Here is a 22,009-nt window from a genome sequence, read left to right on the forward strand (position 1 = left end):
TGGAATCGCGTTGCGGGCCACTGTTCTATTAAAAGAACGTTCTACAAAAGGAACAGGGACGCGTCAAGCGCGCTGCGACCGCAGCTGTCAGACATGGAAGCTGGAAAACGCGACAGCGAGTCGCGAAATCGGGGCGTGAGCGGCCTCGGGAACCCTGCGGCGGGGCGTCGTGGAGAGAACGCTGGGCGTGACGCAATCGGAACACTCGGATTCGCTTTCGGTCGGCGAGCGGGCAGGGCGCAGGGATATGCTGCGCGGAACAGTCGCTCTCGCCGCTTCATCATCGTGATGCCAAACCGGGAGCGCGCAACCGAGGAGGATTTCCGCATGTCGACGTCATCCGTGCACGACGATGCCATCATCATCGACGGCCTGATCATTGCCAAATGGGACCGCGCCCTGTTCGAGGACATGCGCAAGGGCGGCCTGACCGCGGCCAACTGCACGGTGTCGGTGTGGGAGGATTTCGAAGCCACCGTCGACAACATCGTGGCCGTCAACCAGCTGATGCGCGACAACGCCGAGCTGGTGCGCCCGGTGCATACCACCCGCGACATCACCCGGGCCAAGGAAGAGGGCAAGACCGGTATCATCCTCGGGTTCCAGAACGCCTACGCCTTCGAGGACAAGCTGGGCTACATCGAGATCTTCAAGAAGCTCGGCGTGGGCATCACCCAGCTCTGCTACAACACCCAGAACCTGGTCGGTACCGGCTGCTACGAGCGCGACGGCGGGCTCTCCGGCTACGGCCGAGAAGTGATCGCCGAGATGAACCGGGTCGGCATGATGTGCGATCTCTCCCACGTCGGCTCGAAGACCTCCGAGGAGATCATCCTCGAATCGAGCAAGCCGGTCTGCTACTCCCACTGCCTGCCCAGCGGGCTCAAGGAGCACCCGCGCAACAAGTCCGACGCGGAGCTCAAGTTCATCGCCGACCACGGCGGCTTCGTCGGCGTGACCATGTTCACGCCCTTCCTCAAGGCGGGCGTCAACGCCACCGTCGAGGATTACGTCGAGGCGATCGTCTACATCATGAACATCGTCGGCGAGGATGCCATCGGTATCGGTACCGACTTCACCCAGGGCCAGGACGAAGCCTTTTTCGAGTGGCTGACCCACGACAAGGGCTACGCCCGCCGCCTGACCCGCTTCGGCGAGATCATCAATCCCAAGGGCATCCGCACCATCGGCGAGTTCCCCAACCTGACCCAGGCGCTGCTCGACCACGGCCTGTCCGAGCCGGTGGTGCGCAAGATCATGGGGGAGAACTGGGTGCGGACGTTGAAAGACGTCTGGGGCGAGTAAACCACCGAGCCTATTGCGCTCGCGGGCGCGTTGTTGCGCATCGGGTCGCCATGCTCATGAACAAACACGTTCACTCCGCTGGCTCCCCAATCCGCGCCTAGCGCCCGCTTCGCTCATGACGGCTCCTGGAACGCGATAGAGGCGTCGGCTGGAATAGCCGCCAAAGACCCGGCTGGAAGCGCCGCCCAAGAACAACTTCAGAGGTAACCGACATGACCCAGATGGCTCCCGAACTGCCGATCAACGTCGATAGCGACACCGGTGTCTGGACCACCGATGCGCTGCCGATGCTCTACGTGCCGCGCCATTTCTTCATCAACAACCACGTCGCCATCGAAGAGGCGCTGGGGTCCGAGGCCTACGCCAAGATTCTCTACGACGCCGGCTACAAGTCCGCCTGGCACTGGTGCGAGAAGGAAGCCGAGCTGCACGGACTCGAGGGTGTGGCGGTCTTCGAACACTACATGAAGCGCTTGTCGCAGCGCGGCTGGGGGCTGTTCATCACCGAGGCGATCGACCTCGACGCCGGCACCGCCAAGGTGCGCCTGGAGCACTCCTGCTTCGTCTATCAACTGGGCAAGACCGGCAAGAAGGAAGAGTACATGTTCACCGGCTGGTTCGCCGGCGCCATGGACCAGATCCTCGAGGCCCGCGGCAGCAGCCTGCGCACTCGTGCCGAGCAGACCCAGAGCGGGGCCGAGGCGGGCTGCGAAGTTGGCTACTTCGAAGTGGCGCCGCGCTGACGGCGGCGCCGACACGCCCCGCGACAGCGACCCATAATTCAAGCAATTCCGTGTACTGAAGAACTCGTGGCTGCCGCACCTGACCCAGGGGCAGTGCGAGTTCGAGGAGATGACCGGCCATGGCCCATGAAGCGCTATTCAAGCCGATTCAAATCGGCAAGCTGACGATCCGCAACCGTGTGGTCAGTACCGCCCACGCCGAGGTCTATGCCACCGACGGCGGCATGACCACCGATCGCTACGTCAAGTACTACGAAGAGAAGTCGAAAGGCGGCTGTGGGCTCTGTATCTGCGGGGGCTCCTCGCCGGTCTCCATCGACAGCCCGCAGCAGTGGTGGAGCTCGGTCAACGTCTCCACCGATCGGATCATTCCGCACTTCCAGAATCTTGCCGATGCGGTGCACAAGCATGGCGGCAAGATCATGATCCAGATCACCCACATGGGTCGGCGTTCGCGCTGGGACGGGCACAACTGGTCGACCCTGGTCTCCCCGTCGGGTCTGCGTGAGCCGGTTCACCGCGCCACCTGCAAGACCATCGAAGAGGAAGAGATCTGGCGCATCATCGGTGATTTCGCCCAGGGCGCACGCCGGGTCAAGGAGGGCGGACTCGACGGCTGCGAGCTCTCCGCGGTCCACCAGCACCTGATCGACCAGTTCTGGAGTCCGCGCGTCAACAAGCGTACCGACCAGTGGGGCGGCAGCTTCGAGAATCGCATGCGCTTCGGCATGGAAGTGCTCAAGGCGGTGCGTGCCGAAGTCGGTGACGATTTCTGTGTCGGCATGCGCATCTGCGGCGACGAGTTCCATCCCGATGGTCTCTCCCACGACGACATGAAGCAGATCGCCGCCTACTACGATGCCACCGGCATGGTCGACTTCTTCGGCGTGATCGGCTCCGGCTGCGATACCCACGACACCCTGGCCAACGTCATTCCCAACATGTCCTATCCGCCGGAGCCGTTTCTGCACCTGGCGGCGGGCATCAAGGAAGTGGTCTCGGTCCCGGTCATCCACGCCCAGAACATCAAGGATCCGACCCAGGCCGAGCGTATCCTAGAGGGCGGCTACGTCGACCTGGTGGGGATGACCCGGGCGCACATCGCCGACCCGCACATCATCGCCAAGATCAAGAACGGCCAGACCGACCAGATCCGTCAGTGTGTGGGCGCCAACTACTGCATCGACCGCCAGTACCAGGGCCTCGACGTGCTGTGTATCCAGAACGCAGCGACCTCGCGCGAGTACATGGGCCTGCCGCACATCATCGAGAAAACCAGCGGACCCAAACGCAAGGTAGTGGTGGTCGGCGGTGGCCCCGGCGGCATGGAGGCGGCCCGCGTCAGCGCCGAGCGCGGCCACGACGTGACCCTGATCGAAGCCCAGTCCCAGCTCGGCGGCCAGATCACCCTGGCTGCGCGGGCACCGCAGCGCGATCAGATCGCCGGTATCACCCGCTGGTACGAGATGGAGCTTGCGCGCCTCGGCGTCGATATCCAGCTCGACACCCGCGCCGACGATTCGATGGTGCGCGACCTGCAGCCCGATCTGGTGGTGCTGGCCAACGGCGGTCATCCGTTCCTCGAGCAGGTGCCCGAGTGGGGCTACTCGGACAACCCCGAGGAGAGCCTGGCGGTCAGCAGCTGGGACATCCTCAGCGGCAAGGTCGAGCCGGGCAAGAACGTGCTGGTCTACGACACCATGTGCGAGTTCAGCGGCATGTCCACCGCCGACTACCTCGCCAGCAAGGGCGCTACGGTGGAGATCGTCACCGACGACACCAAGCCCGGTGTGGCGATCGGTGGCACCACCTTCCCGACCTACTACCGCAGCCTCTATCAGCAGTCGGTGGTGATGACCGGTGACCTGGGGCTGCACAAGGTCTACCGCGAAGGTGACAAGCTGGTGGCGCTGTTCGAGAACGAGTACACCGGCGAGCACGAGGAGCGGGTGGTCGATCAGGTGGTGATCGAGAACGGCGTGCGTCCGGACGAGTCGCTCTACTACGCGCTCAAGTCGCGTTCGCGCAACCACGGCCAGACCGATGTCGAGGCGCTGTATGCGATCGCCCCCCAGCCGACCCTGGCCGAGAGCGGCGAGTTCGCGCTGTTCCGGATCGGTGACTGCGTGGCGCAGCGCAATACGCATGCGGCGATCTACGATGCCTTGCGGCTGTGCATGCACTTCTGAGGCAGGAACGGACTGCGCTCGACGAGACGGCGTTGAATCCCTCGTCGCCATGCTCATGGACAAACACGTCCACTCCGCTGGCTCCTCGGCATTCGCCTGGTCTCGTCGTCGCTCGTCATCGTTGTGCGAGCCGACGGCGAGAGCCAGGGCTCTCATGACAGAGCGTGTCGATATGGCTGACGTCAGTGACTTTTTCGGAGAAGTCCGATGCTGCAGACGCTACTCCCCATTCTGATCTTTGCCGCGCTGGCGGTGGGTGCGGCGGGCGCGGTGCGCCGCATCCGGCTGTGGCGCCAGGGGCGGCGCACGCCGATGCGTTGGCATCGGCTCGTGCTGATGCCCAAGCGCTATCTCAACGATCTGCACCATGTGGTCGCCCGCGACAAGGCGATCGCGCACACCCACGTGGCCACCGCCGGCGGCTTCGTCGCCGCCATGGCGCTGGCGCTGGTGGTCCACGGCTTCGGCTGGCGCAACCCAATTCTGGGTGGGTTGCTGCTGGCGGCGAGCCTGTGCATGTTCATCGGCGCGCTGGCGGTCAACCGCCGGCGTATCGATCCGCCGGCCAAGCTCTCCAAGGGGCCGTGGCAGCGGCTGTCGAAGAGCCTGCTGGCCTACTCGGTGGGCATGTTCCTGGTCAGCCTGCCGCTGGTGGGCGTGGCGCCGACCCTGCTGGGTGGCGGCGTGCTGGCGCTGATCCTGCTGGCACTGGTCGCCTGGGGCCTGGCCGAGATGCTGATCGGCATGGGCTGGGGCGGGCCGATGAAGCACGCCTTCGCCGGTACCTTCCATCTAGCCTTCCATCGCCGCCCCGAGCGGTTCGACGATCAGCACCGTGACGTGGCGCACGATGTGCATCGTGGCAGCCGCTCCACCGCGCTCTTCCCGCTCGATCTCACGGCGAAGACGCTGGGCGTGGAGAAGCCCGCCGATTTCCAGTGGGAGCAGCTGCTCGGGTTCGACGCCTGCGTCCAGTGCGGCCGCTGCCAGAACGTCTGCCCGGCCTATGCCGCCGGCCAGCCGCTCAACCCCAAGAAGCTGATCCAGGACATGGTCGTGGGTATGGCCGGCGGCAGCGATGCCCGCTATGCCGGCTCCGGTTATCCCGGCATCGAGGTCGGCAAGCACCATGGTGGGCCCTCGGATGCGATCGTGCCGCAGCTGGTCGAAGCGCAGACGCTGTGGGCGTGTACCACCTGCCGCGCCTGCGTCGAGGAGTGTCCGATGATGATCGAGCACGTCGATGCCATCGTCGACATGCGCCGCTTCATCACCCTGGAGCGGGGCGAGACCCCGGAGAAGGGCGCCGCGGCGATCGACAACCTGATCGCCACCGACAACCCCGGCGGGCTCGACAACGCTTCGCGCCTGGACTGGGCGGCGGACCTCGATATCCCGCGGATCCAGCAGCGCCCGGAAGGAGTCGAAGTGCTGCTGTGGCTAGGCGACGGCGCCTTCGACATGCGCAACCAGCGCACCCTGCGCTCGCTGGTCAAGATCCTGCGCGCCGCCGAGGTCGACTTCGCCGTGCTGGGTGACGAAGAGCGTGACAGTGGCGATGTCGCCCGCCGCCTGGGCGACGAGGCCACCTTCCAGCGCCTCGCCGAGCGCAATATCGCCACGCTGTCGCGCTACCGCTTCCAGCGCATCGTCACCGCCGACCCACACAGCTTCCACGTGCTGGGCCGCGAGTATGGCGCCTTTGGCGGCGACTACGTGGTCAAGCACCACTCGACCTTCATCGCCGAGCTGTTCGACGCCGGCCGGCTCAGCGTCAAGGCTGCCGAGCCGGGCGAGACGGTGACCTATCACGACCCCTGCTATCTGGGCCGCTACAACGGTGAGTTCGCCGCGCCGCGCCAGGTGCTCGCCGCACTCGGCGTCGAAGTCGCCGAGATGGAGCGTTCCGGCTACCGCTCGCGCTGCTGTGGCGGCGGCGGCGGTGCCGCGCTCTCCGACGTGCCGGGCAAGGCGCGTATCCCCGACATGCGCATGGAGGACGTGCGCGAGACCGGGGCGACCACCGTGGCCGTGGCCTGCCCCCAGTGCACGGCGATGCTCGAGGGCGTGGTCGAGCCGCGGCCCCAGGTCAAGGATCTCGCCGAGCTGGTCGCCGCCGCGCTGGTGGAGCCGGCGGCGGCACCCACCGCGCGTAACAGCAGCGAAGCCCCTGAGGAGGTTCCGGCATGAGTGTCAGACGACTCGACCCACACGCCGAACGCGCCCGGCGCAATCGGCTGCACCCGCGACATCTCGAATTCGCACGGCCAGCGTGGCGCTGGACCAGTGCCGACGGCGTGACCCGGATCAATCCTCACGCCCTGGGCGCGATCGGCCCCAACGGCATCAAGCGCATCGACCGCAGCGGCGCCAGCGTCGAGGCGGCTGCGGCTGGGGGCCCCCAGGCCAGCGCCGAGCCGAGCCGGCGCCAGATCACTATCGACACGCCCACGGCGTATGTCGCGGTGGTGCCGGAGTTGCCGGAAGGGCGCCTGAGCGATCACGACCGCGACCTGCTCGGATTGGCGCGCCAGCTGGCCGAGGCCCGCGGCGGTGCCGAGGCGGGGGTGGCCGTGGTTGCGGTCGCCTTCCAGGCCGAGGTCGCCGGGCTCGAGGAAGCCGGCGCCGACCGCCGGGTCGATCTGTCGTCCCGGGTCGACGCCGACAGCTATGCGCCTGAAGCGCGTCTGGCGGCGCTCGCGGCGGTGGAAACCGCACTCGCCCCGGCGCACTGGATCTTTGCCGACGACTTCCCCGGTGGCGGCGATCTCGGCCGGCGCCTGGCCGCTCGACTGGCGCTCGCCTCGACCGCGAGTGGCGACGCCTCGGCTCGCGCAGCGACCCGGGTATGGCAGTTCGCTGATGGCCAGACGCTCTCCCGCGCCGGTGATCGCCAGGACATTCAGCGCGACGTGGCGCGGGTGCTGCTGGCACTGCCGGAGTGCGCCGAGCCGGTCAGCGACACCCGCCATGCGGCGACGCTGCTGGATCTCGACGCCTCGGTGGGTGATGCGTCAGCGGCGCCGGGTGTCATCGACCGCGGCCGGGTCGCGGTGGACCCGCAGCAGATTCCGCTGGCCCAGGCGCCCTTCATTCTCTCTGCCGGCCGTGGTGTCAGCGACTGGGACGGCTACCATCACGCCGCCAAGGTGCTGGGTGCCAGCGAGGGTGCCTCGCGGGTGGCCGTCGATGACGGCTACATGCCGCGTGCGCGCCAGGTCGGCGCCACCGGCACCTTCGTCAGCGCCAGCTGCTATGTCGCGGTGGGGATCTCCGGTGCGGTGCAGCACCTGCAGGGCATCACCAAGTGTCAGCGGGTGGTCGCGATCAACAGCGACCCGAGCTGCGACATGGTCAAGCGTGCCGACTTCGCCATCATCGGCGATGGCGACGCGGTGCTGGCGGCGGTCTGCGCCCAGCTGGGCCAACCCCAACCCGAGCGCGGCGACAGCCGGCACGAGGAGGTGCGCCATGACGCAGCCTGAGCGCAGCGCCAGCGTGGCTGGTGAGGCCAGGGTCGTCGCCCTGGTCTCCAGCGGCCGGCATCCGGTCTCCGGGCGCGCCGGACGCGCGCGAGAGGATGCCCGCGCGGTGGAGATGGGGCTGGCACTGGCGGGGGCATCCCTGCATCTGGCCCACGCCGGCGATGCCGAGGATGCGGCACTGCCGGAGTACCTGGGCATGTTCCACGGTCTCGAGGGGGCCGGCGGGCCCGGCGAGCTCTCGCTGCTGCCAATGGCCGCCGGCGACGACGCCGTGCCGCTGCTGGCGAGCTGGCTCGAGGCCTATGGCGCCAACCTGGTGCTGACCGGGCAGCGCGCCGAGTGCGGCGAGGGCTCTGGCCTGCTGCCCTATCTATTGGCCGAACGGCTGGGCTGGGCGGTGGCCACCGGCGTCGCCGCGATCGAGCACTACGCGGGCGACCGGGTCACCGTGCTGCAGGCGCTGCCCCAAGGGCAGCGGCGGCGTCTCGAGGTGCGCCTGCCGTGCCTGCTGTGCGTCGACGGCGTGGCACCGATGCCGCGCCAGAGCGCCTTCGGCCCCTCCCGACGCGGGCGGGTGGAGGCGGTGGCGAATATCACGGCCGAGCCCGATACGCTGCAGGCGGCGTGGCAGTGGCAGCCGGCGCGGGCACGCCCCAAGCGCCTCAAGGTGGTCAAGTCGACCAATGCCCGCGACCGCTTCAAGGCGGCGGCGGCCAAGTCGGCCGCTTCCGGAGGGCAGGTGCTCACCGATCTCACGCCGGACGAGGCCGCACAGAAGCTGATCGACTATCTGCGCGCCGAGAAGGTGCTGCCGGCGGCACAGCCGGGGGACGAGGGGCAGTCTTCCGCCTGAGTGCGGCCAGCCGCTGGCCTCGCCAGCGGCGCCTGCCTCGCCAGCGGCGTTTGCCTCAGTAGTCGAGCAGCTTCGGCATTCTTTCCGAGAGCGGCTGGCCGCCGAGCACGATACGGCTCGGCGCCACCGGCTGGAAGGCACCGTCGTGGAAGTAGGCGGCGTGGGTGCGGTCGAAGGTCACCAGCGGCTTCAGGTCGGTACGCTTCGACTCGGGCAGCATCATCAGCGTCAGGTTGTCGAGGATCAGATGGCTGCCGTCGTCCTGGCGGTAGCGCAGTACCGCATGATAGGTCGGGGTGAGGGTGTCGTCGGCGGCGAGGAAGTCCAGCCGCGCGGGCGGTGTCCCCGCCTGGATCAGGATCTGATACTTGGCGATGGCGAAGTCCTCGCAGTCGCCGTAGCCGTCGCTCACCAGACGGTCGAAGCCCTTCCAGGTATCCACTTTCTCGAACTGCTGCCGGGCGGCGTTGTTGACCACGCGGTTGACGTAGATCAGCCGTTTTTCACCGTGCAACTGCCGGGCCTTGGCCACGAACGCGGCGCGCGTGAGGGTCACCGCCGAAGCGCTGGGGTCGTCCCAGTAGGTGAAGCTGCCGGCCCTGGCCGCCGGGGCGATGGCGGCGCCCAGCAGCAGGGAGAGGGCGATCGCTCGCCGACAGGGATTGGGCTTGGCAGCGCGAGAGGGCATGCAGAGGTTTCCGTGGCGGACGTCGACTGTCCCGGGAGCGACAGTCAGACGATACGCGTATCGACCCGTCGCGGTCGAGTGCAGTAAATAGAGATCAGTGCCGTAAACCGCGATTCATGCGGCGTTGGCGCGCCGCGAACGCTATGCCGAACACTGGCCGAGCCCGGGCCAAGATCGGCAGGGCATGAGTCCGATCAGATCCGAGGAGGTGTTGCATGATGATCGTCAATCTCGTCGACGGCGAGGATTTCCGCCAGCGGCTGGTCGCACTGGGCATCCATGTGCCCGAAGCCGCTTGTCCGGACACCTGCGCCCGGCTGGCCGCGGGCTGCTACCGCGCCGGACGCGTACCCGAACTACCGGCGGCGATCCGCGAGCTGACCGAGCAGAGCGATATGCTCCTGCCATCGGTGAAGACCGCCATCGATCAGCACCTGCTGCCCGCCTTCGACGGACACTGAAGAGAAGCCCGCCTCCTTCTCCGCGGTGCTCCTGCCCCAAGGTACCCGTGCCGGGCACCGCGGCCGCTCAAATCTTGCGCAAGCCCCACATAAAATACATCCCCCCGATCAGCGCCGCGATCAACCCCGCCGGTAGCTGGTAGGGGAAGAACAGATTGCGCCCCAGCCAGTCCGCCAGCACCATCACCACGATGCCCAGTAGTCCCGCCCCGAGCAGCTGATGGCGGGCCCGATGCAGGCCCATCAGCCGCGCCATGTGCGGTGCCAGCAGGCCGATGAACGAGAGCGGCCCCACCACCAGGGTGGCGGCGACGGTGAGCAGCGCCACCAGCGCCAGCAGTACCAGCCGGCTGCGATCGACATCCACGCCCAGCGCCCTGGCGGTGGGGGCGCCTAGCGGAAGTAGCGTCAGCCAGCGCCCCAGCGGCAGGGTGAGTGCGAACAGCACCAGTGCCACGACGGCGATCACCCCCGCCGAGGTGAGGCTGGCGTAGTAGGTCGAACCACCCAGCCACGCCAGCAGCTGCTGGGCCCGCGGGTCATTGCTCGACAGTACGATGGCGCGCAGGGCATCCAGCAGGGCGGTGATCGCGATCCCGGTCAGCAGCAGTCGCTCCGGCACGAAGCCGCTGCGGCGGTTGCACGCCACCAGCACCAGCAGCGCGGCCACCGCGCCGGCGAAGCCGGTGACCCCGCCGCTCAGCGGCGCGATCCCCAGCGGCAGCAGCATCAGTGCGATGACCCCGATGGCCACCCCGGCGCTTATCCCCAACACCTCCGGGCTTGCCATGGGGTTGCCGGTCATGCGCTGCAGCAGGGTGCCGGCGGCGGCCAGCAGCAGCCCAGCGGCGGCGGCGGTGACGACCCGCGGCAGGCGCCAGTCGATCACCAGGTCGAGCTGGCCCCAGCCGGCCCAGGCCGGATGGGCGCCGTGGGCATCGAGGCGGAAGCCGAAGCCCAGTGCCACCACCACGGCGAGGAGCGCCAACGCCCCCAGCAGCCACAGCCGGCGGTGCGGGTCGGTGCGTCGCGGCAGGACCAGCCCGGCGCTCGGCAGGGGACGCGTGCCGGCGAGCTTGAGGCGGGGCAGCAGCCACAGCAGCAGCGGCGCGCCGAGGGCCGCGGTCATCGCGCCCGTGGGCAGCATCGAGGCGGTCAACGGCGAGAGCTGCTGCACCACCAGGTCGGTCAGCAGCAGCAGCAGGGCGCCGATCGCCATCGACCAGCCCAGCCGCTGGCCCAGGGTCCGCGCGCCTGCCAGGCGCGCGATGGCCGGCGCGGCGAGCCCGACGAAGCCGATCAAGCCGACCGCACTGACCACGCAGGCGGTGATGAAGATACCCAGCCCGAGCCCGGCGATACGCAGGTTGCGCAGCGAGATCCCCAGGCTCTTGGCGCCTTCTTCTTCGAGATCGAGCAGCGCCAGCGGGCGCAGAAGAACACACGCCAGCCCCAGTGCGACGATCAGGCGCGCGAGCAGGAAGCGGGTGTCCTCCCAGTTGTTCTGGGACAGCGATCCCGAGCCCCAGATGAACAGCCCGGCCAGACTCTCCTGATGGAACAGCAGCAGTGCGCTGTTGAGAGCGCTGATGTAGAGACTCACCACCATGCCGGAGAGCACCACCACCATCGGCGCCAGCCGCCGGCGCCAGGAGAGCGCCAGCACTACCAGGGTGGCCAGCACCCCGCCGCCCAGCGCGATCCACTCACGCCCCGCCAGCAGCCAGCTCGGCCCCCACAGGGTGGCGATCACCAGCGCCAGTTGGGCCCCGCTGGTCACCCCCAGGGTGGCCGGCGAGGCGAGCGGATTGCGCAGCACCTGCTGCATCAGACAGCCCGCCAGCGCCAGCCCGGCGCCGCCCAGGAGCGCCACGCACAGGCGCGGCAGAAAGGTGTAGTGGAGCACTACCTGGCGGATATTCCCGTCGTCGGGAGAGATCGCTGCCTGCCACCAGTGACCGGCGAGATCGCCGAACTGTGACGCCAGGGTGAGATAGCCGAGCACGGCGGCGAGCACGCCCATGGCTGCCACCAGCCCCAGCGGGGATTGGCGCAGCAGCGAGCGGCGCAGGGCCGAGCCTGGCAGGTGATGTGTGTTCATGGCTGCTTCGCCGCCGCGGGCTGCAGCGCCGCCACCAGCTCACTCGCCAGGCGCGACAGCGAGGGTAGGCCGCCGAATGTCCATACCGGCTCGATCTCGCTGACGCGGCCGGCACGCACCGCGGGCAACAGCTGCCACACACGGTTATCGGCGAGTTCAGCGGCGACGTTGCGCGGATAGGGTTTGATCACCACGATGCGCGCCTCGGGGTGCTCGGCCAGACGGGTGATCGGCACGCTGGCGAAGCCCCAGCCGTTGGTCGGCCCCTGCCAGGCGTTGGTGAGCGGGGTGCGCTCGAACAGCGTGCCGACCATGTTGCCGGCGCCGAAGACGCGCACGTGCTGGGCATCGGCGAACTGCACCACGTAGACCGGCCGGGTGCTATCGGCGAGCGCCTTGGCGGCCGACGCGAGCTCGAGCTCGGTGCGTGCGATCAACGCCTCGGCCGCCGTCTCTCGCCCCACCAGTTCGCCGATACGACGGGTCATGGCGCAGGTGCCGGCGAAGTAGTCCTTGCCGGTATAGAAATTGTCCACGATCTCCACCGGCATCAGCCGTGCGAGGCGCTGGCCGTCGCGTACGAACAGGGCACTGGTCAGCAGCAGATCCGGCGGGCGCTGGGCCAGCAGTTCGAGATTGGGCTGGTTGCGCAGGCCCATGTCGATCGTCTCTGCCGGTATCGCCGGGGCGCTGACCCACTTGCGATAGTTGGCGATGTCAGCCACCGCGTAGGGGGTGACGCCGAGCGCGATCAGCGTTTCGGCGGAGGACCAGTTGGCGGCGGCGATGCGCGGCGTGGCGGCGGCCTGGGCGGCGGCCGTCAGCAGCAGCCACACGCCCACCAGCAGCGCGATTCGGGTGACGACGGCTGGGCGTGAAGGGCGAACTCGCGGCAACGTGATGATTCCTGACAGCGGGATTCGAGCGCGGGATGCCCGGCCTCGCGTAGCGGCATGGGCGTCTTGGGGGCCGTCTGCCGGGGCCGGCGACCGCGAGTGATGGTAGATCGAATGACAATCGTTATCAATCGTTACACAGGAGATTGTCATGAGTACTTCTAAGAAGCATTCGCATTTTCATCCATCGTAAAGCGGTCTAGAATGGCCGGACGTGGCGCATACGTTCGATTCCGGCGCTCGACGAGCGGCCGTGCCTCGCGCCGAATCACCAAGACGATTCGTCAAAGCGGCTCCTCAAAACGATTCACCAGCACGATTCATAAGAGCTATTCATCAGAACGATTCATCAAAACAGCGGGACTAGGGGACTAGACCATGTCATCAGGGAACTCTTCTTCGACGAGCCGGCTTCAGGCTCGTCATGTGCTGACGATCGTTGCCATGGGGAGTGCGCCCCTGGTGACACCGGCCTGGGCGCAGAGCGCGGCGGATGCATCGTCGCTGGATACCGTGACCGTCACTGGCACGGTGCCGACCTATGGCGATACGCCGCCGCCGGCTTTTGCCGGCGGCCAGATCGCCGCGGGAGGGCGTGTCGGCCTGCTGGGTGAAAAGGATGCGATGGACATTCCTTTCAGCGTCACCAGCTATACCAGCGAGCTGATCGAGAATCAGCAGTCGCAAACTCTGGGCGATACGCTGCAGAACGACGCCTCCGTGAGCGTGGGTCAGGGGTACGGCATCTACGGCGAAGCCTTCAAGATCCGCGGCTTCAATCTGACCGGCGACGACGTGGCCTACGGCGGGCTCTACGGCGTGCTCCCGCGTCAGCTCATCAACACCGATATCGCCGAGCGTATCGAAGTCTTCAAGGGCGCCAGCGCCTTCACCTCGGGTATTCCCATCGGGGGCAACGGTGGTATCGGCGGTACCGTCAATATCGAACCCAAGCACGCCGGTGACGAACCGATGCTCAAGCTTTCCAGCGGCTATCGTTCAGACAGCTACGGTGAGGTGGGGGTCGATGCGAGCCGGCGCTTCGGTGACCAGAAGCAGTGGGGCGCGCGGGTCAGTGCCACGCGTGGCCGCGGCGATACCGCCATCGATGACGAGAGCCAGCGCGATACCTCGGTCGTCGTCGGCCTCGACTATCGCGGTGAGCGGGGACGCGTGCTGTTCGATGTCGGCCACCAGAAGTCGACGCTGGAGGGCGCGCGCTCCAGCATCTATACCGGGGCGGCGACGGAAGTGCCTGCGGTGCCGGATGCCTCCTCGAACTACACGCCCGCCTTCGGTGGCTCCGCGCTCGAAACCAATTTCGGCATGGTGCGCGGGGAGTACGACCTGAACGACGACTGGACCGCCTTTGCCGCGGTCGGCGGGAACCGCACCATCGAGAATATCGTCTCGGCGAACCCGAGATTGACCGATGACAACGGCAACGCCAGCGTCAACGATTTCGAGACCGGCAACCACATCGATAACTTCGCCAGTCAGGCGGGTGTCCGCGGTTATGTCCTCACCGGCCCGGTGAGCCACGATGTGACTCTTGGCTACTCCAGTGCCTACCGCAAGTTCGATTCCGACTGGAGCTTCCTGGCGGCGGGTACGACCAATATCTACGACCCGCAGGATCTGTCGCGGCCGCAGGGAGATCCTTTTGTGGGTGGCAGTGTGACACGTACCCGCTCTCAAGGTGTCACCCTGAGCGATACGCTGGGTTTCCTGAATGATCGCGTCTTGCTGACCCTGGGGGCGCGTTATCAGGAGCTGGAAGTCGACGAGCGTCCCAACGCCGGTGGTAACAACCGTTATGCCGACCGCCGAGTCACGCCTGCAGTGGGTGTCGTGTTCAAGGCGACTTCCAACGTGTCGCTCTATGCCAACTATGTCGAGGCGCTACAGGATGGTGGCACCGTCAGCGATACCAGCGCCTCGAACTATGGCGAGTACCTGGGCATCGCCCACGCCAAGCAGTATGAAGTGGGCAGCAAGTTCGATTATGGCAACATCGGCGGCGGTATCAGCCTGTTTCAGATCGAGCTACCGACGGCCGCGGTGGTCGATGGTGTCGGCAGTCTGGATAACGAGCAGCGCAATCGTGGCCTTGAGCTCAGCCTTTACGGCGAACCCCTCGAAGGTCTGCGTCTGTTCAGCAGCGCGACCTGGATCGATGCCGAGCTGACCAAGACCCAGGATGGCACCGAAGGCAATCATGCGACCGGCGTGCCCGAGTACCGCGTCGTGCTGGGCAGCGAGTGGGATATCCCGCATGTCGACCGCCTTACCGCGACCGGTCGTGTCATTCATACCGGGACGCAGTACGCCGATGCCAGCAACGATCTCGAACTGGACCCGTGGACGCGACTGGACCTGGGCGTGCGCTACACCACGCCAATCGGTGGTGCCGACTGGGTATGGCGTGCCGGCATCGACAACGTCACCGACGAGGACTACTGGGCGGGTGCATCCACGGCATTCGCCGGCTATCTGATTCAAGGCGAACCACGTACTTTCAAGCTCTCGGCGACGGTGGAGTTCTAGCCAGCGGATAGCGTTACCATCAATGAAAAGGCGCCTCCCTCGGGAGGCGCCTTTTTCATGGAGCTGGCGTCATGGGTCTGGCGCCATGGATATGTCGTCAGCGAGTCGCGCTGAGCGCCATGGCGCTACTGTGAAGCCACCTGCAGCGGGGTCGAGGCTTGTACGCCGAGATTCTCGCGCATGGTTTCGCTGTACCAGTTGACGAAGTCGATGACGCCGAACTCATAGGTCTGCGAGTAGGGGCCGGGCTGATAGGCCAGCGAGTTGATACCGAGCTGGTTCTCTTCCGCCAGACGGCGATCCTGCTCGTTGGTGGCATCCCACACCTGGCGCAGGCGCGCCGGGTCGTAGTCGACACCTTCCACGGCATCCTTGTGCACCAGCCACTTGGTGGTGACCAGGGTCTCCTGAGGGCCCAGCGGCAGGACACGGAAGACCACCGCGTGGTCACCCATGAAGTGGTTCCACGAATTGGGCAGATGCAGGATGCGCAGCGAGCCCATGTCGGCATTGGGGATGTTGCCCATCAGCTTGTTGCAGCCGGGCTTGCCATCCAGGGTCATCGAGACGATGCCGTCGAGCAGCGGCGTGCGCGTCAGGCGGTTGCGCTTGCCGAAGCGCGCCAGTTGCCAGGGCACCTCGCAGGCGGTCCAGTCGGCCTGCTTGCGCGCGACCAGATCGCGGTACTCGCCGGTGGAGCGCGGGTCGTCGGTGTCGTCGAACTCGATCAGCGAGTTGAGCAGCTCCGGGTGAGAACCGCTGCAGTGGTAGCACTCGCGATTGTTCTCGATCACCAGTTTCCAGTTGCAGCGCTCGACGATGTTGGACTCCACCGCGACCTTGACGTTGTCCATGTCATAGGGCGAGAGGTAGTGCTCGAGCGAGACCAGGAAGTCGTCGATCGGCTCGGGGTTCTCGCTCAGGTTGATGAACACGAAACCGCCGGCGCTCTTCACTGCCACCGGCTTGAGGCCGAAGGCGCTCATGTCGAAGTCGTCGCCCATATCGCTGCCGGCGAACAGCAGGCGGCCGTCGAGTTCGTAGGTCCACTGGTGGTAGGGGCAGACCAGCTTGGCCACCTTGCCCTTGTCCTTGAGACACAGGCGCGAGCCGCGGTGACGGCAGACGTTGTGGAAGGCGTGAATCTTGTTCTCGGCGCCGCGCAGAATGATGATCGAGTTGCTGCCCACTTCGAGCTTGAAGTAGTTGCCCTTGGCGGGAATCTCGCAGCTCATGCCGGCGAACAGCCACTGCTTCTCGAAGATCTCTTCCATATCGACCTGGAACAGGCGCGGGTCGTTGTAGAAGGGTTGGGGCAACGAATAGGTCGGGTTACGCTGTTCCAGCATATCCGCCACGGCCTTGCGGGTCGCACTGAGAGCGTCATCCAGGCTGTCGCGTGGAAGTGGTGACATGGTCGCATCCTCATCAAACGATATATTGTGGGTCTTTCCCGAGCCCATCGGCGGGATCGACCTGGGTGTGGCGGCGCGTGGCTAGTCTGTAGCGATTCGATCCGTTCGGCGGAGTGTCGCTCAGGCGATAGCTTGGAAGTTGTCCAGCCGCGACATTCGTCGATACCAGGACGACCGGTGGTGTTTTCCCCGGGGCGCGATACAGCGGCCAAATCGACGAAAGAGTGACCGGGTTGGGGGTGGCTGGCATGCCCGTGTCGTTGACGGGAAAGTCGTACCCGGCCGGCGTGCCCAGAATCCCGCCATGAGGTAACCCACCGGAAGTGGGCGCTGTGGCCGCTTCCCCTGATCGAGTGCCATGACGATGCAATTTTTCAATCCGGTCACAACTCAGACTTGGACCAACGGCCGCCACCAGGTTCGCTGCGTCAAAGTCATCCAGGAAACGTGGAACGTCAAGACTTTCTGCTTCATGGCCGATCAGCCGGTAATGTTCTTCTTCAAGCCGGGGCAGTTCGTCACCCTGGAGCTTGAAATCGCGGGCAAGCAGGTCATGCGTTCCTACACCATTTCGAGCTCGCCCTCGATCCCCTACAGCTTCTCGATCACGGTCAAGCGCTTACCGGGCGGGCAGGTCTCCAACTGGCTGCATGACAACCTCGGCGCCGGTGACGAAATGGTCGTGCACGGCCCGGTGGGCGACTTCAACGTCATCGACCACCCGGCGGACAAGGTGCTGATGCTCTCCGGTGGGGTCGGCATCACCCCGCTGATGTCGATGACGCGCTGGTTCTTCGATACCAATGCCGCGGTGGATCTGGAGTTCGTGCACTGCTCGCAGGCGCCCAACGACATCATCTATCACCGCGAGCTGGTGCACATGTTCTCGCGGCTGCCGGAGTTCCGCCTGCATATCGTGTGCGAGCGCAGCGACGAGCTGAGCCAGGCCTGGGCCGGTTTCCGTGGCTATCTGTCGCGGCAGATGCTGAGCCTGATGGCGCCGGACTATCTCGAGCGCGAAATCTTCTGCTGCGGCCCGGCGCCGTTCATGCAGGCGGTGCGTCAGGTGCTGCTGGAAGACGGCTTCGACATGTCCCACTACCACCAGGAGTCGTTCGGGGCCACGCCGCTGGGTGTCCAGGAAGATGTCATCGAGCTGGCCGAGCAGGCCGAGGCAGAGGCCGAAGAGGTCGATGTCGCCGATCTGACGCCGGTGGAGTTCGCCAGCAGCGGCAAGAGCATCCGTATCGGCGAGAGCGAAACCATCCACGCCGCCGCCGCCAAGCTGGGGCTGCACATTCCCAAGGCTTGCGGTATGGGGATCTGCGGCACCTGCCGGGTGATGAAACTCGAAGGGGAGGTGGAAATGGAGCACAACGGCGGGATTACCGAGGAGGACGAAGCCGAGGGTTACATCCTCTCCTGCTGCTCCAAGCCCAAGGGCAAGGTGGTCATCGACTACTGAGCGCCGCTCCCGCCCCGGCCTGCAGGTCGGGGCGGATCGCTTCTTGCCAGGTGATCGCTGCCAGGTGATCGCTGCTCGCGCAGCACCCACCTCCGGTCTCTCCATGCCCTGGTGCCAGGTCCTGACGGTTAGCCGTCAGGCAAAGCCTAAGACCTTTAGACATCACCACTGTCGTCGTTGCGTCACCCGGTGGCGCAACGAGACATCTCCCCCGGGGCGGGGACTCTTACGCTGACTGCGGCCTGTTGTTCCGGATCCGCCCCGCCAGACGGTCGGACGCGACGGCAGCCAGAGACCAGCCACAGGAGTTCACGTCATGTCTTCACCCGCCAATCGCGGCGTCGTCTATCGCGGCCCCGGTAAAGTCGCCGTCGAGAACATCGCGTTCCCGGAACTCGCACTGGGCAGCCGTCAGTGCCAGCACGGTGTCATCCTCAAGGTTCTGACCACCAATATCTGCGGCAGCGACCAGCACATGGTCCGCGGCCGTACAACCGCGCCGGAAGGCCTGGTACTGGGTCACGAGATCACCGGCGAGGTGATCGAGTGCGGACGTGACGTCGAGTTCATCAAGGTCGGCGATGTCGTTTCGGTGCCCTTCAACGTCGCCTGCGGCCGCTGCCGCAACTGCAAACGCGGCGACACCCATATCTGTCTCAACGTCAACGGCGACCGCGCCGGCGGCGCCTACGGCTATGTCGACATGGGCGGCTGGGTCGGCGGGCAGGCCGAGTACGTGATGGTGCCCTACGCCGACTTCCAGCTGCTGGTGTTCCCGGACAAGGAGCAGGCGCTGGAGAAGATCCTCGATCTGACCATGCTCTCCGACATCTTCCCCACCGGCTTCCACGGCTGTGTCACCGCTGGCGTCAAGCCCGGCTCGACCGTCTATATCGCCGGCGCGGGCCCGGTGGGCCTGGCGGCGGCGGTCTCGGCGCAGCTGCTGGGCGCGGCCTGCGTGATCGTCGGCGACATGAACGATCAGCGCCTCGAGCAGGCGCGCAGCTTCGGCTGTGAAGGGCTCGACCTCAAGCAGGACGCCAGCATGTCCGACCTGATCGAGTCGGTGCTAGGCGTGCCGGAGGTGGATTGCGCGGTCGATGCGGTGGGCTTCGAAGCCAACTGCCACGGCCACAACCACGCCCACGAGCAGCCGGCGACGGTGCTCAACGCGACCATGGAGATCACCCAGGCCGGCGGTGCCGTGGGTATTCCGGGGCTCTACGTGACCGAAGACCCGGGTGCTGAGAGCGAAGACGCCAAGCACGGCAACATCTCGATGAAGTTCGGGCTGGGCTGGGCCAAGGCGATGTCGTTCCACACCGGCCAGACCCCGGCAATGCGATATCAGCGTCAGCTGATGCAGGCGATCCTTCACGAGCGCGTGCATATCGGCAAGGCGGTCAACGTCCAGACCATCTCGCTCGACGACGCGCCCAAGGGCTACGCCGCCTTCGATGGCGGGGCGGCCAAGAAGTTCGTGATCGACCCCCACGGGACCCTCGGCTGATCCCGAGGCCTGACCGACCCCGCCCGATACCAGGGCGAGTGTGACGTGCCGGAAGCGCCTGCGGGCGCTTCCGGCCGTTTTGCGTTCTGCATTTGGTTTTGGCCGCTTCGGGCGGCAGAATCGAGAGCGACCGCCATCCGTCGCAGAGAGCCGAGCATGACCGTACCCGACCCCGATCTTCCGCGCTGCGCCTGGGCGCAGACACACCCGCTGAATGCCGCCTACCACGATGCCGAGTGGGGCGTCCCCGAGTACGACAGCCGGGCGCTGTGGGAGAAGCTGATTCTCGACGGCTTCCAGGCCGGGCTCTCCTGGCTCACCATCCTCAAGAAGCGCGACGCCTTCCGCGAGGCGTTCGAGGGCTTCGACCCCGAGCGTATCGCCGGCTACGACGAAACCGACGTCGAGCGCCTGCTCGGTAACGCTGGCATCGTGCGCTCGCGATCCAAGATCGAGGCGACCATCGGCAACGCCCGCGCCTATCTCGCCATGCGTGACAGCGGCGAGGATTTCGCCGACTTCCTGTGGGGTATGGTCGGCGGCCGTCCGATCCAGGACTCTATCGGCAGCGACGGTTCGGTGCCGACCCAGACGCCGCTCTCTGTCGATATCTCCAAGGCGCTCAAGAAGCGCGGCTTCAAGTTCGTCGGGCCGGTGATCGTCTATGCCTGGATGCAGGCCGTCGGCATGGTCAACGACCACGCCGAGGCTTGCCATCGCCGCAAGCCCGTGGCGGCCATGGGCTGAACGTCGGATGCCTGGCGTGGGCTGCGCGCGTCGCGCTCAGTCCAGGCGCCCATCGAACAGCTGGCGGAACGCGGCATAGCGTTTGTCGTGCAGGTCGCGTGCCGCCGCGTCGGGTTCGAGCAGGTCCTCGCCGGGTGCGAGTGAACGGGCCACGGCAAGCGGGTTCTCGTGTCGTCGGGCGGCCATGGCGATGATTGCGGCCCCCAGCAGCACGGGTTCTGGTGCTTCCGACAGTACCACCCGACAGCCCGTGCCATCGGCGTAGAGCTTGCGCAGCAGCGGGGAGCGGTTGTGGCCGCCGCTGAGGTGGAGCGTGTCGATGGCGTAGCCGTTGGCATTCATGCGCTCGATGATGGCGCGTGTACCGTAGACCAGCGCTGTCGCCGCGGCCCAGTAGACCTTGATGAAGGTTTCTCGCGGCGATTCCAGCGTAAGACCGTCGATGGCGCCACGAAGCTCGGGGTCGGCCAGCGGCGAACGATTGCCGATGAAGTCCGGGCGAACATGCAGCTCCGGTGCCGGATCGCCCTCTGCCAGGCGCTCCAGTAGCAGTGCCGAGAGGGCGCCGTGGGGATCGTCGCCGAAGTCGCTACCCGCGCTGAACAGGGCGACGATATGGTCCAGCAGGGCGCCGGTCAGGCTCTGGCCACCTTCGTTGGCGACGAATCCGTCGCACAGTGCTCCCGGATAGGGACCCCATACGCCGGGGACTTCGCGACGTTCCGGCTGGGCACCGATATGACAGGTCGAGGTGCCAGCGATGACAGCCAACCGATGTGCCGAATGCGCGTCGAGGCTGCGCCCCAGCGTGCCCATGGCGCCGGCGTAGGCGTCGATCATGCCCACGGCAAACAGACAGTCGGTGGTGAGCCCGAGCTCCGCCGCGGCGGTCTCGCTCAGCGGCCCCAACGGTTCGCCCACGGCGGCGGCGCTGGCGGGTAGTGCGGCGCGCTCGAGCACGTCCGTCATGTCGACCTGGGCGAGGAAGTCGCGGTCCCAGCCGCGGTTCGGCCGTGGGTCGAAGGTCCACTTGCAGGCCAGGGTGCAGACCGAGCGGCGATCGATGCCGGTGCAGTGGTAGCCCAGCCAGTCGCCGAGGTCACCGGCGTAGCCGATGCTGTCGTACAACGCTGGTCGATTGCGCTTGAGCCACATCAGCTTGGGGATCTGCATCTCCGGCGACATCACGCCGCCGAGATTGGCCAGCGGGGCGGCACCGGTCGCGGTGCAGAGTTCGGCTTCCGCCGTGGCCCGGTGATCCATCCAGACGATGATGTTCCAGCCCTCGTCGCCGGTCGAAAGCGCCAGCGGCCGATGCTGGCGATCGAGCAGCACCAGCGAGCAGGTCGCGCTCACGGATAGGCTCTTGACCCGGGCCGGCTCGATACCCGCCGCGTCGACTGCGCGGCGGGTGGCGTCGCAGATGGCTCGCCAGATATCGCGGGTGCTCTGCTCGACGTGATGCTCTTGCGGGCGATGCATGGCGATTGGCGCCTTCGCCTCGCCCAGCAGCTCGCCGCGATCATCGAAGACCCCGGCGCGGGCGCTTCCGGTGCCGATGTCGACGCCCAGTGAATAGTGTGTCTCGGTCATGGTTGGCCTGT

The 22,009-nt window shown here is 66.5% G+C and carries 16 protein-coding genes; 11 read left to right on the forward strand and 5 right to left on the reverse strand.

Annotated features, from left to right (window positions below):
* Positions 1-327 precede the first annotated feature (327 nt).
* From J0A90_RS09930 to J0A90_RS09955, 6 genes are all read left to right on the forward strand, one after another.
* Positions 328-1,305 carry a dipeptidase gene (locus tag J0A90_RS09930; protein ID WP_207034977.1) on the forward strand — a complete coding sequence of 326 codons (978 nt, stop codon included), beginning with the start codon at positions 328-330 and terminating at the stop codon, positions 1,303-1,305.
* 212 nt (positions 1,306-1,517) lie between these two features.
* Positions 1,518-2,048: a DUF5943 domain-containing protein gene (locus J0A90_RS09935; RefSeq protein ID WP_207034974.1), complete on the forward strand. Its 531-nt coding sequence runs from the start codon at positions 1,518-1,520 to the stop codon at positions 2,046-2,048.
* A gap of 119 nt (positions 2,049-2,167) precedes the next feature.
* Positions 2,168-4,237, forward strand: a complete 2,070-nt coding sequence (gene dgcA, locus J0A90_RS09940) for a dimethylglycine demethylation protein DgcA (protein ID WP_207034972.1) — start codon at positions 2,168-2,170, stop codon at positions 4,235-4,237.
* 207 nt (positions 4,238-4,444) lie between these two features.
* Positions 4,445-6,427 (forward strand): (Fe-S)-binding protein, encoded by a 1,983-nt coding sequence (locus J0A90_RS09945; RefSeq protein ID WP_207034970.1) that lies wholly within the window; start codon positions 4,445-4,447, stop codon positions 6,425-6,427.
* Positions 6,424-7,722 (forward strand): electron transfer flavoprotein subunit alpha/FixB family protein, encoded by a 1,299-nt coding sequence (locus J0A90_RS09950; RefSeq protein WP_207034968.1) that lies wholly within the window; start codon positions 6,424-6,426, stop codon positions 7,720-7,722. The genes J0A90_RS09945 and J0A90_RS09950 overlap by 4 nt, the downstream gene beginning before the upstream one ends.
* Complete coding sequence (locus tag J0A90_RS09955) at positions 7,709-8,575, forward strand: electron transfer flavoprotein subunit beta (protein ID WP_207034966.1); 867 nt, start codon at positions 7,709-7,711, stop codon at positions 8,573-8,575. Before J0A90_RS09950 ends, J0A90_RS09955 begins: the two co-directional genes overlap by 14 nt.
* Positions 8,576-8,630: 55 nt before the next feature.
* On the opposite strand, the gene J0A90_RS09960 is transcribed toward J0A90_RS09955, so the two are convergent.
* Positions 8,631-9,263, reverse strand: coding sequence for a transglutaminase-like cysteine peptidase (locus J0A90_RS09960; protein WP_207034964.1), 633 nt, complete (start codon positions 9,261-9,263; stop codon positions 8,631-8,633).
* A gap of 215 nt (positions 9,264-9,478) precedes the next feature.
* Here J0A90_RS09960 and J0A90_RS09965 point away from each other — a divergent pair, with 215 nt between their 5' ends.
* Positions 9,479-9,724 carry a hypothetical protein gene (locus tag J0A90_RS09965; RefSeq protein ID WP_207034962.1) on the forward strand — a complete coding sequence of 82 codons (246 nt, stop codon included), beginning with the start codon at positions 9,479-9,481 and terminating at the stop codon, positions 9,722-9,724.
* Between the two features lie 67 nt (positions 9,725-9,791).
* On the opposite strand, the gene fhuB is transcribed toward J0A90_RS09965, so the two are convergent.
* Together fhuB and J0A90_RS09975 are read right to left on the reverse strand one after the other, a co-directional pair.
* The gene (fhuB, locus tag J0A90_RS09970) at positions 9,792-11,825 is read right to left on the reverse strand and encodes a Fe(3+)-hydroxamate ABC transporter permease FhuB (protein ID WP_233076674.1); all 2,034 of its coding nucleotides are present in this window, start codon (positions 11,823-11,825) and stop codon (positions 9,792-9,794) included.
* A complete protein-coding gene (locus J0A90_RS09975; RefSeq protein WP_207034960.1) occupies positions 11,822-12,721 on the reverse strand; it encodes an ABC transporter substrate-binding protein in 900 nt (299 codons plus the stop codon). The genes fhuB and J0A90_RS09975 overlap by 4 nt, the downstream gene beginning before the upstream one ends.
* Positions 12,722-13,165: 444 nt before the next feature.
* Between J0A90_RS09975 and J0A90_RS09980 the strand changes: the two genes are divergently transcribed.
* Positions 13,166-15,268, forward strand: coding sequence for a TonB-dependent siderophore receptor (locus J0A90_RS09980; protein ID WP_207034958.1), 2,103 nt, complete (start codon positions 13,166-13,168; stop codon positions 15,266-15,268).
* 125 nt (positions 15,269-15,393) lie between these two features.
* On the opposite strand, the gene J0A90_RS09985 is transcribed toward J0A90_RS09980, so the two are convergent.
* Positions 15,394-16,683: an aromatic ring-hydroxylating dioxygenase subunit alpha gene (locus J0A90_RS09985; protein WP_207034956.1), complete on the reverse strand. Its 1,290-nt coding sequence runs from the start codon at positions 16,681-16,683 to the stop codon at positions 15,394-15,396.
* 358 nt (positions 16,684-17,041) lie between these two features.
* On the opposite strand from J0A90_RS09985, the gene J0A90_RS09990 reads away from it, so the two are divergent.
* The 3 genes from J0A90_RS09990 to J0A90_RS10000 all read left to right on the forward strand — a co-directional run bounded on the left by J0A90_RS09990 (position 17,042) and on the right by J0A90_RS10000 (position 20,405).
* Positions 17,042-18,148, forward strand: coding sequence for a hybrid-cluster NAD(P)-dependent oxidoreductase (locus J0A90_RS09990; protein ID WP_207034954.1), 1,107 nt, complete (start codon positions 17,042-17,044; stop codon positions 18,146-18,148).
* A 316-nt stretch (positions 18,149-18,464) separates the two neighbouring features.
* A complete protein-coding gene (fdhA, locus tag J0A90_RS09995) occupies positions 18,465-19,658 on the forward strand; it encodes a formaldehyde dehydrogenase, glutathione-independent (protein ID WP_207034952.1) in 1,194 nt (397 codons plus the stop codon).
* A gap of 156 nt (positions 19,659-19,814) precedes the next feature.
* Positions 19,815-20,405, forward strand: a complete 591-nt coding sequence (locus tag J0A90_RS10000) for a DNA-3-methyladenine glycosylase I (RefSeq protein WP_207034950.1) — start codon at positions 19,815-19,817, stop codon at positions 20,403-20,405.
* A gap of 36 nt (positions 20,406-20,441) precedes the next feature.
* On the opposite strand, the gene J0A90_RS10005 is transcribed toward J0A90_RS10000, so the two are convergent.
* On the reverse strand, positions 20,442-21,998 hold the full coding sequence (locus tag J0A90_RS10005) for an FGGY-family carbohydrate kinase (protein WP_207034948.1): 1,557 nt from the start codon (positions 21,996-21,998) through the stop codon (positions 20,442-20,444).
* Between the last annotated feature and the right edge of the window lie 11 nt (positions 21,999-22,009).

The organism is Salinicola sp. DM10, from assembly GCF_017306975.2.
Classification (GTDB): domain Bacteria; phylum Pseudomonadota; class Gammaproteobacteria; order Pseudomonadales; family Halomonadaceae; genus Salinicola.

Coding starts and splice junctions, on each gene's coding strand:
- J0A90_RS09965 (WP_207034962.1), top strand. CDS start 9,479: ATGATGATCGTCAATCTCGTCGACGGCGAGGATTTCCGCCAGCGGCTG.
- J0A90_RS09935 (WP_207034974.1), top strand. CDS start 1,518: ATGACCCAGATGGCTCCCGAACTGCCGATCAACGTCGATAGCGACACC.
- J0A90_RS09980 (WP_207034958.1), top strand. CDS start 13,166: ATGGGGAGTGCGCCCCTGGTGACACCGGCCTGGGCGCAGAGCGCGGCG.
- J0A90_RS10000 (WP_207034950.1), top strand. CDS start 19,815: ATGACCGTACCCGACCCCGATCTTCCGCGCTGCGCCTGGGCGCAGACA.
- J0A90_RS09930 (WP_207034977.1), top strand. CDS start 328: ATGTCGACGTCATCCGTGCACGACGATGCCATCATCATCGACGGCCTG.
- dgcA (WP_207034972.1), top strand. CDS start 2,168: ATGGCCCATGAAGCGCTATTCAAGCCGATTCAAATCGGCAAGCTGACG.
- J0A90_RS09955 (WP_207034966.1), top strand. CDS start 7,709: ATGACGCAGCCTGAGCGCAGCGCCAGCGTGGCTGGTGAGGCCAGGGTC.
- fdhA (WP_207034952.1), top strand. CDS start 18,465: ATGTCTTCACCCGCCAATCGCGGCGTCGTCTATCGCGGCCCCGGTAAA.
- J0A90_RS10005 (WP_207034948.1), bottom strand. CDS start 21,998: ATGACCGAGACACACTATTCACTGGGCGTCGACATCGGCACCGGAAGC.
- J0A90_RS09960 (WP_207034964.1), bottom strand. CDS start 9,263: ATGCCCTCTCGCGCTGCCAAGCCCAATCCCTGTCGGCGAGCGATCGCC.
- J0A90_RS09950 (WP_207034968.1), top strand. CDS start 6,424: ATGAGTGTCAGACGACTCGACCCACACGCCGAACGCGCCCGGCGCAAT.
- J0A90_RS09945 (WP_207034970.1), top strand. CDS start 4,445: ATGCTGCAGACGCTACTCCCCATTCTGATCTTTGCCGCGCTGGCGGTG.
- fhuB (WP_233076674.1), bottom strand. CDS start 11,825: ATGAACACACATCACCTGCCAGGCTCGGCCCTGCGCCGCTCGCTGCTG.
- J0A90_RS09990 (WP_207034954.1), top strand. CDS start 17,042: ATGACGATGCAATTTTTCAATCCGGTCACAACTCAGACTTGGACCAAC.
- J0A90_RS09985 (WP_207034956.1), bottom strand. CDS start 16,683: ATGTCACCACTTCCACGCGACAGCCTGGATGACGCTCTCAGTGCGACC.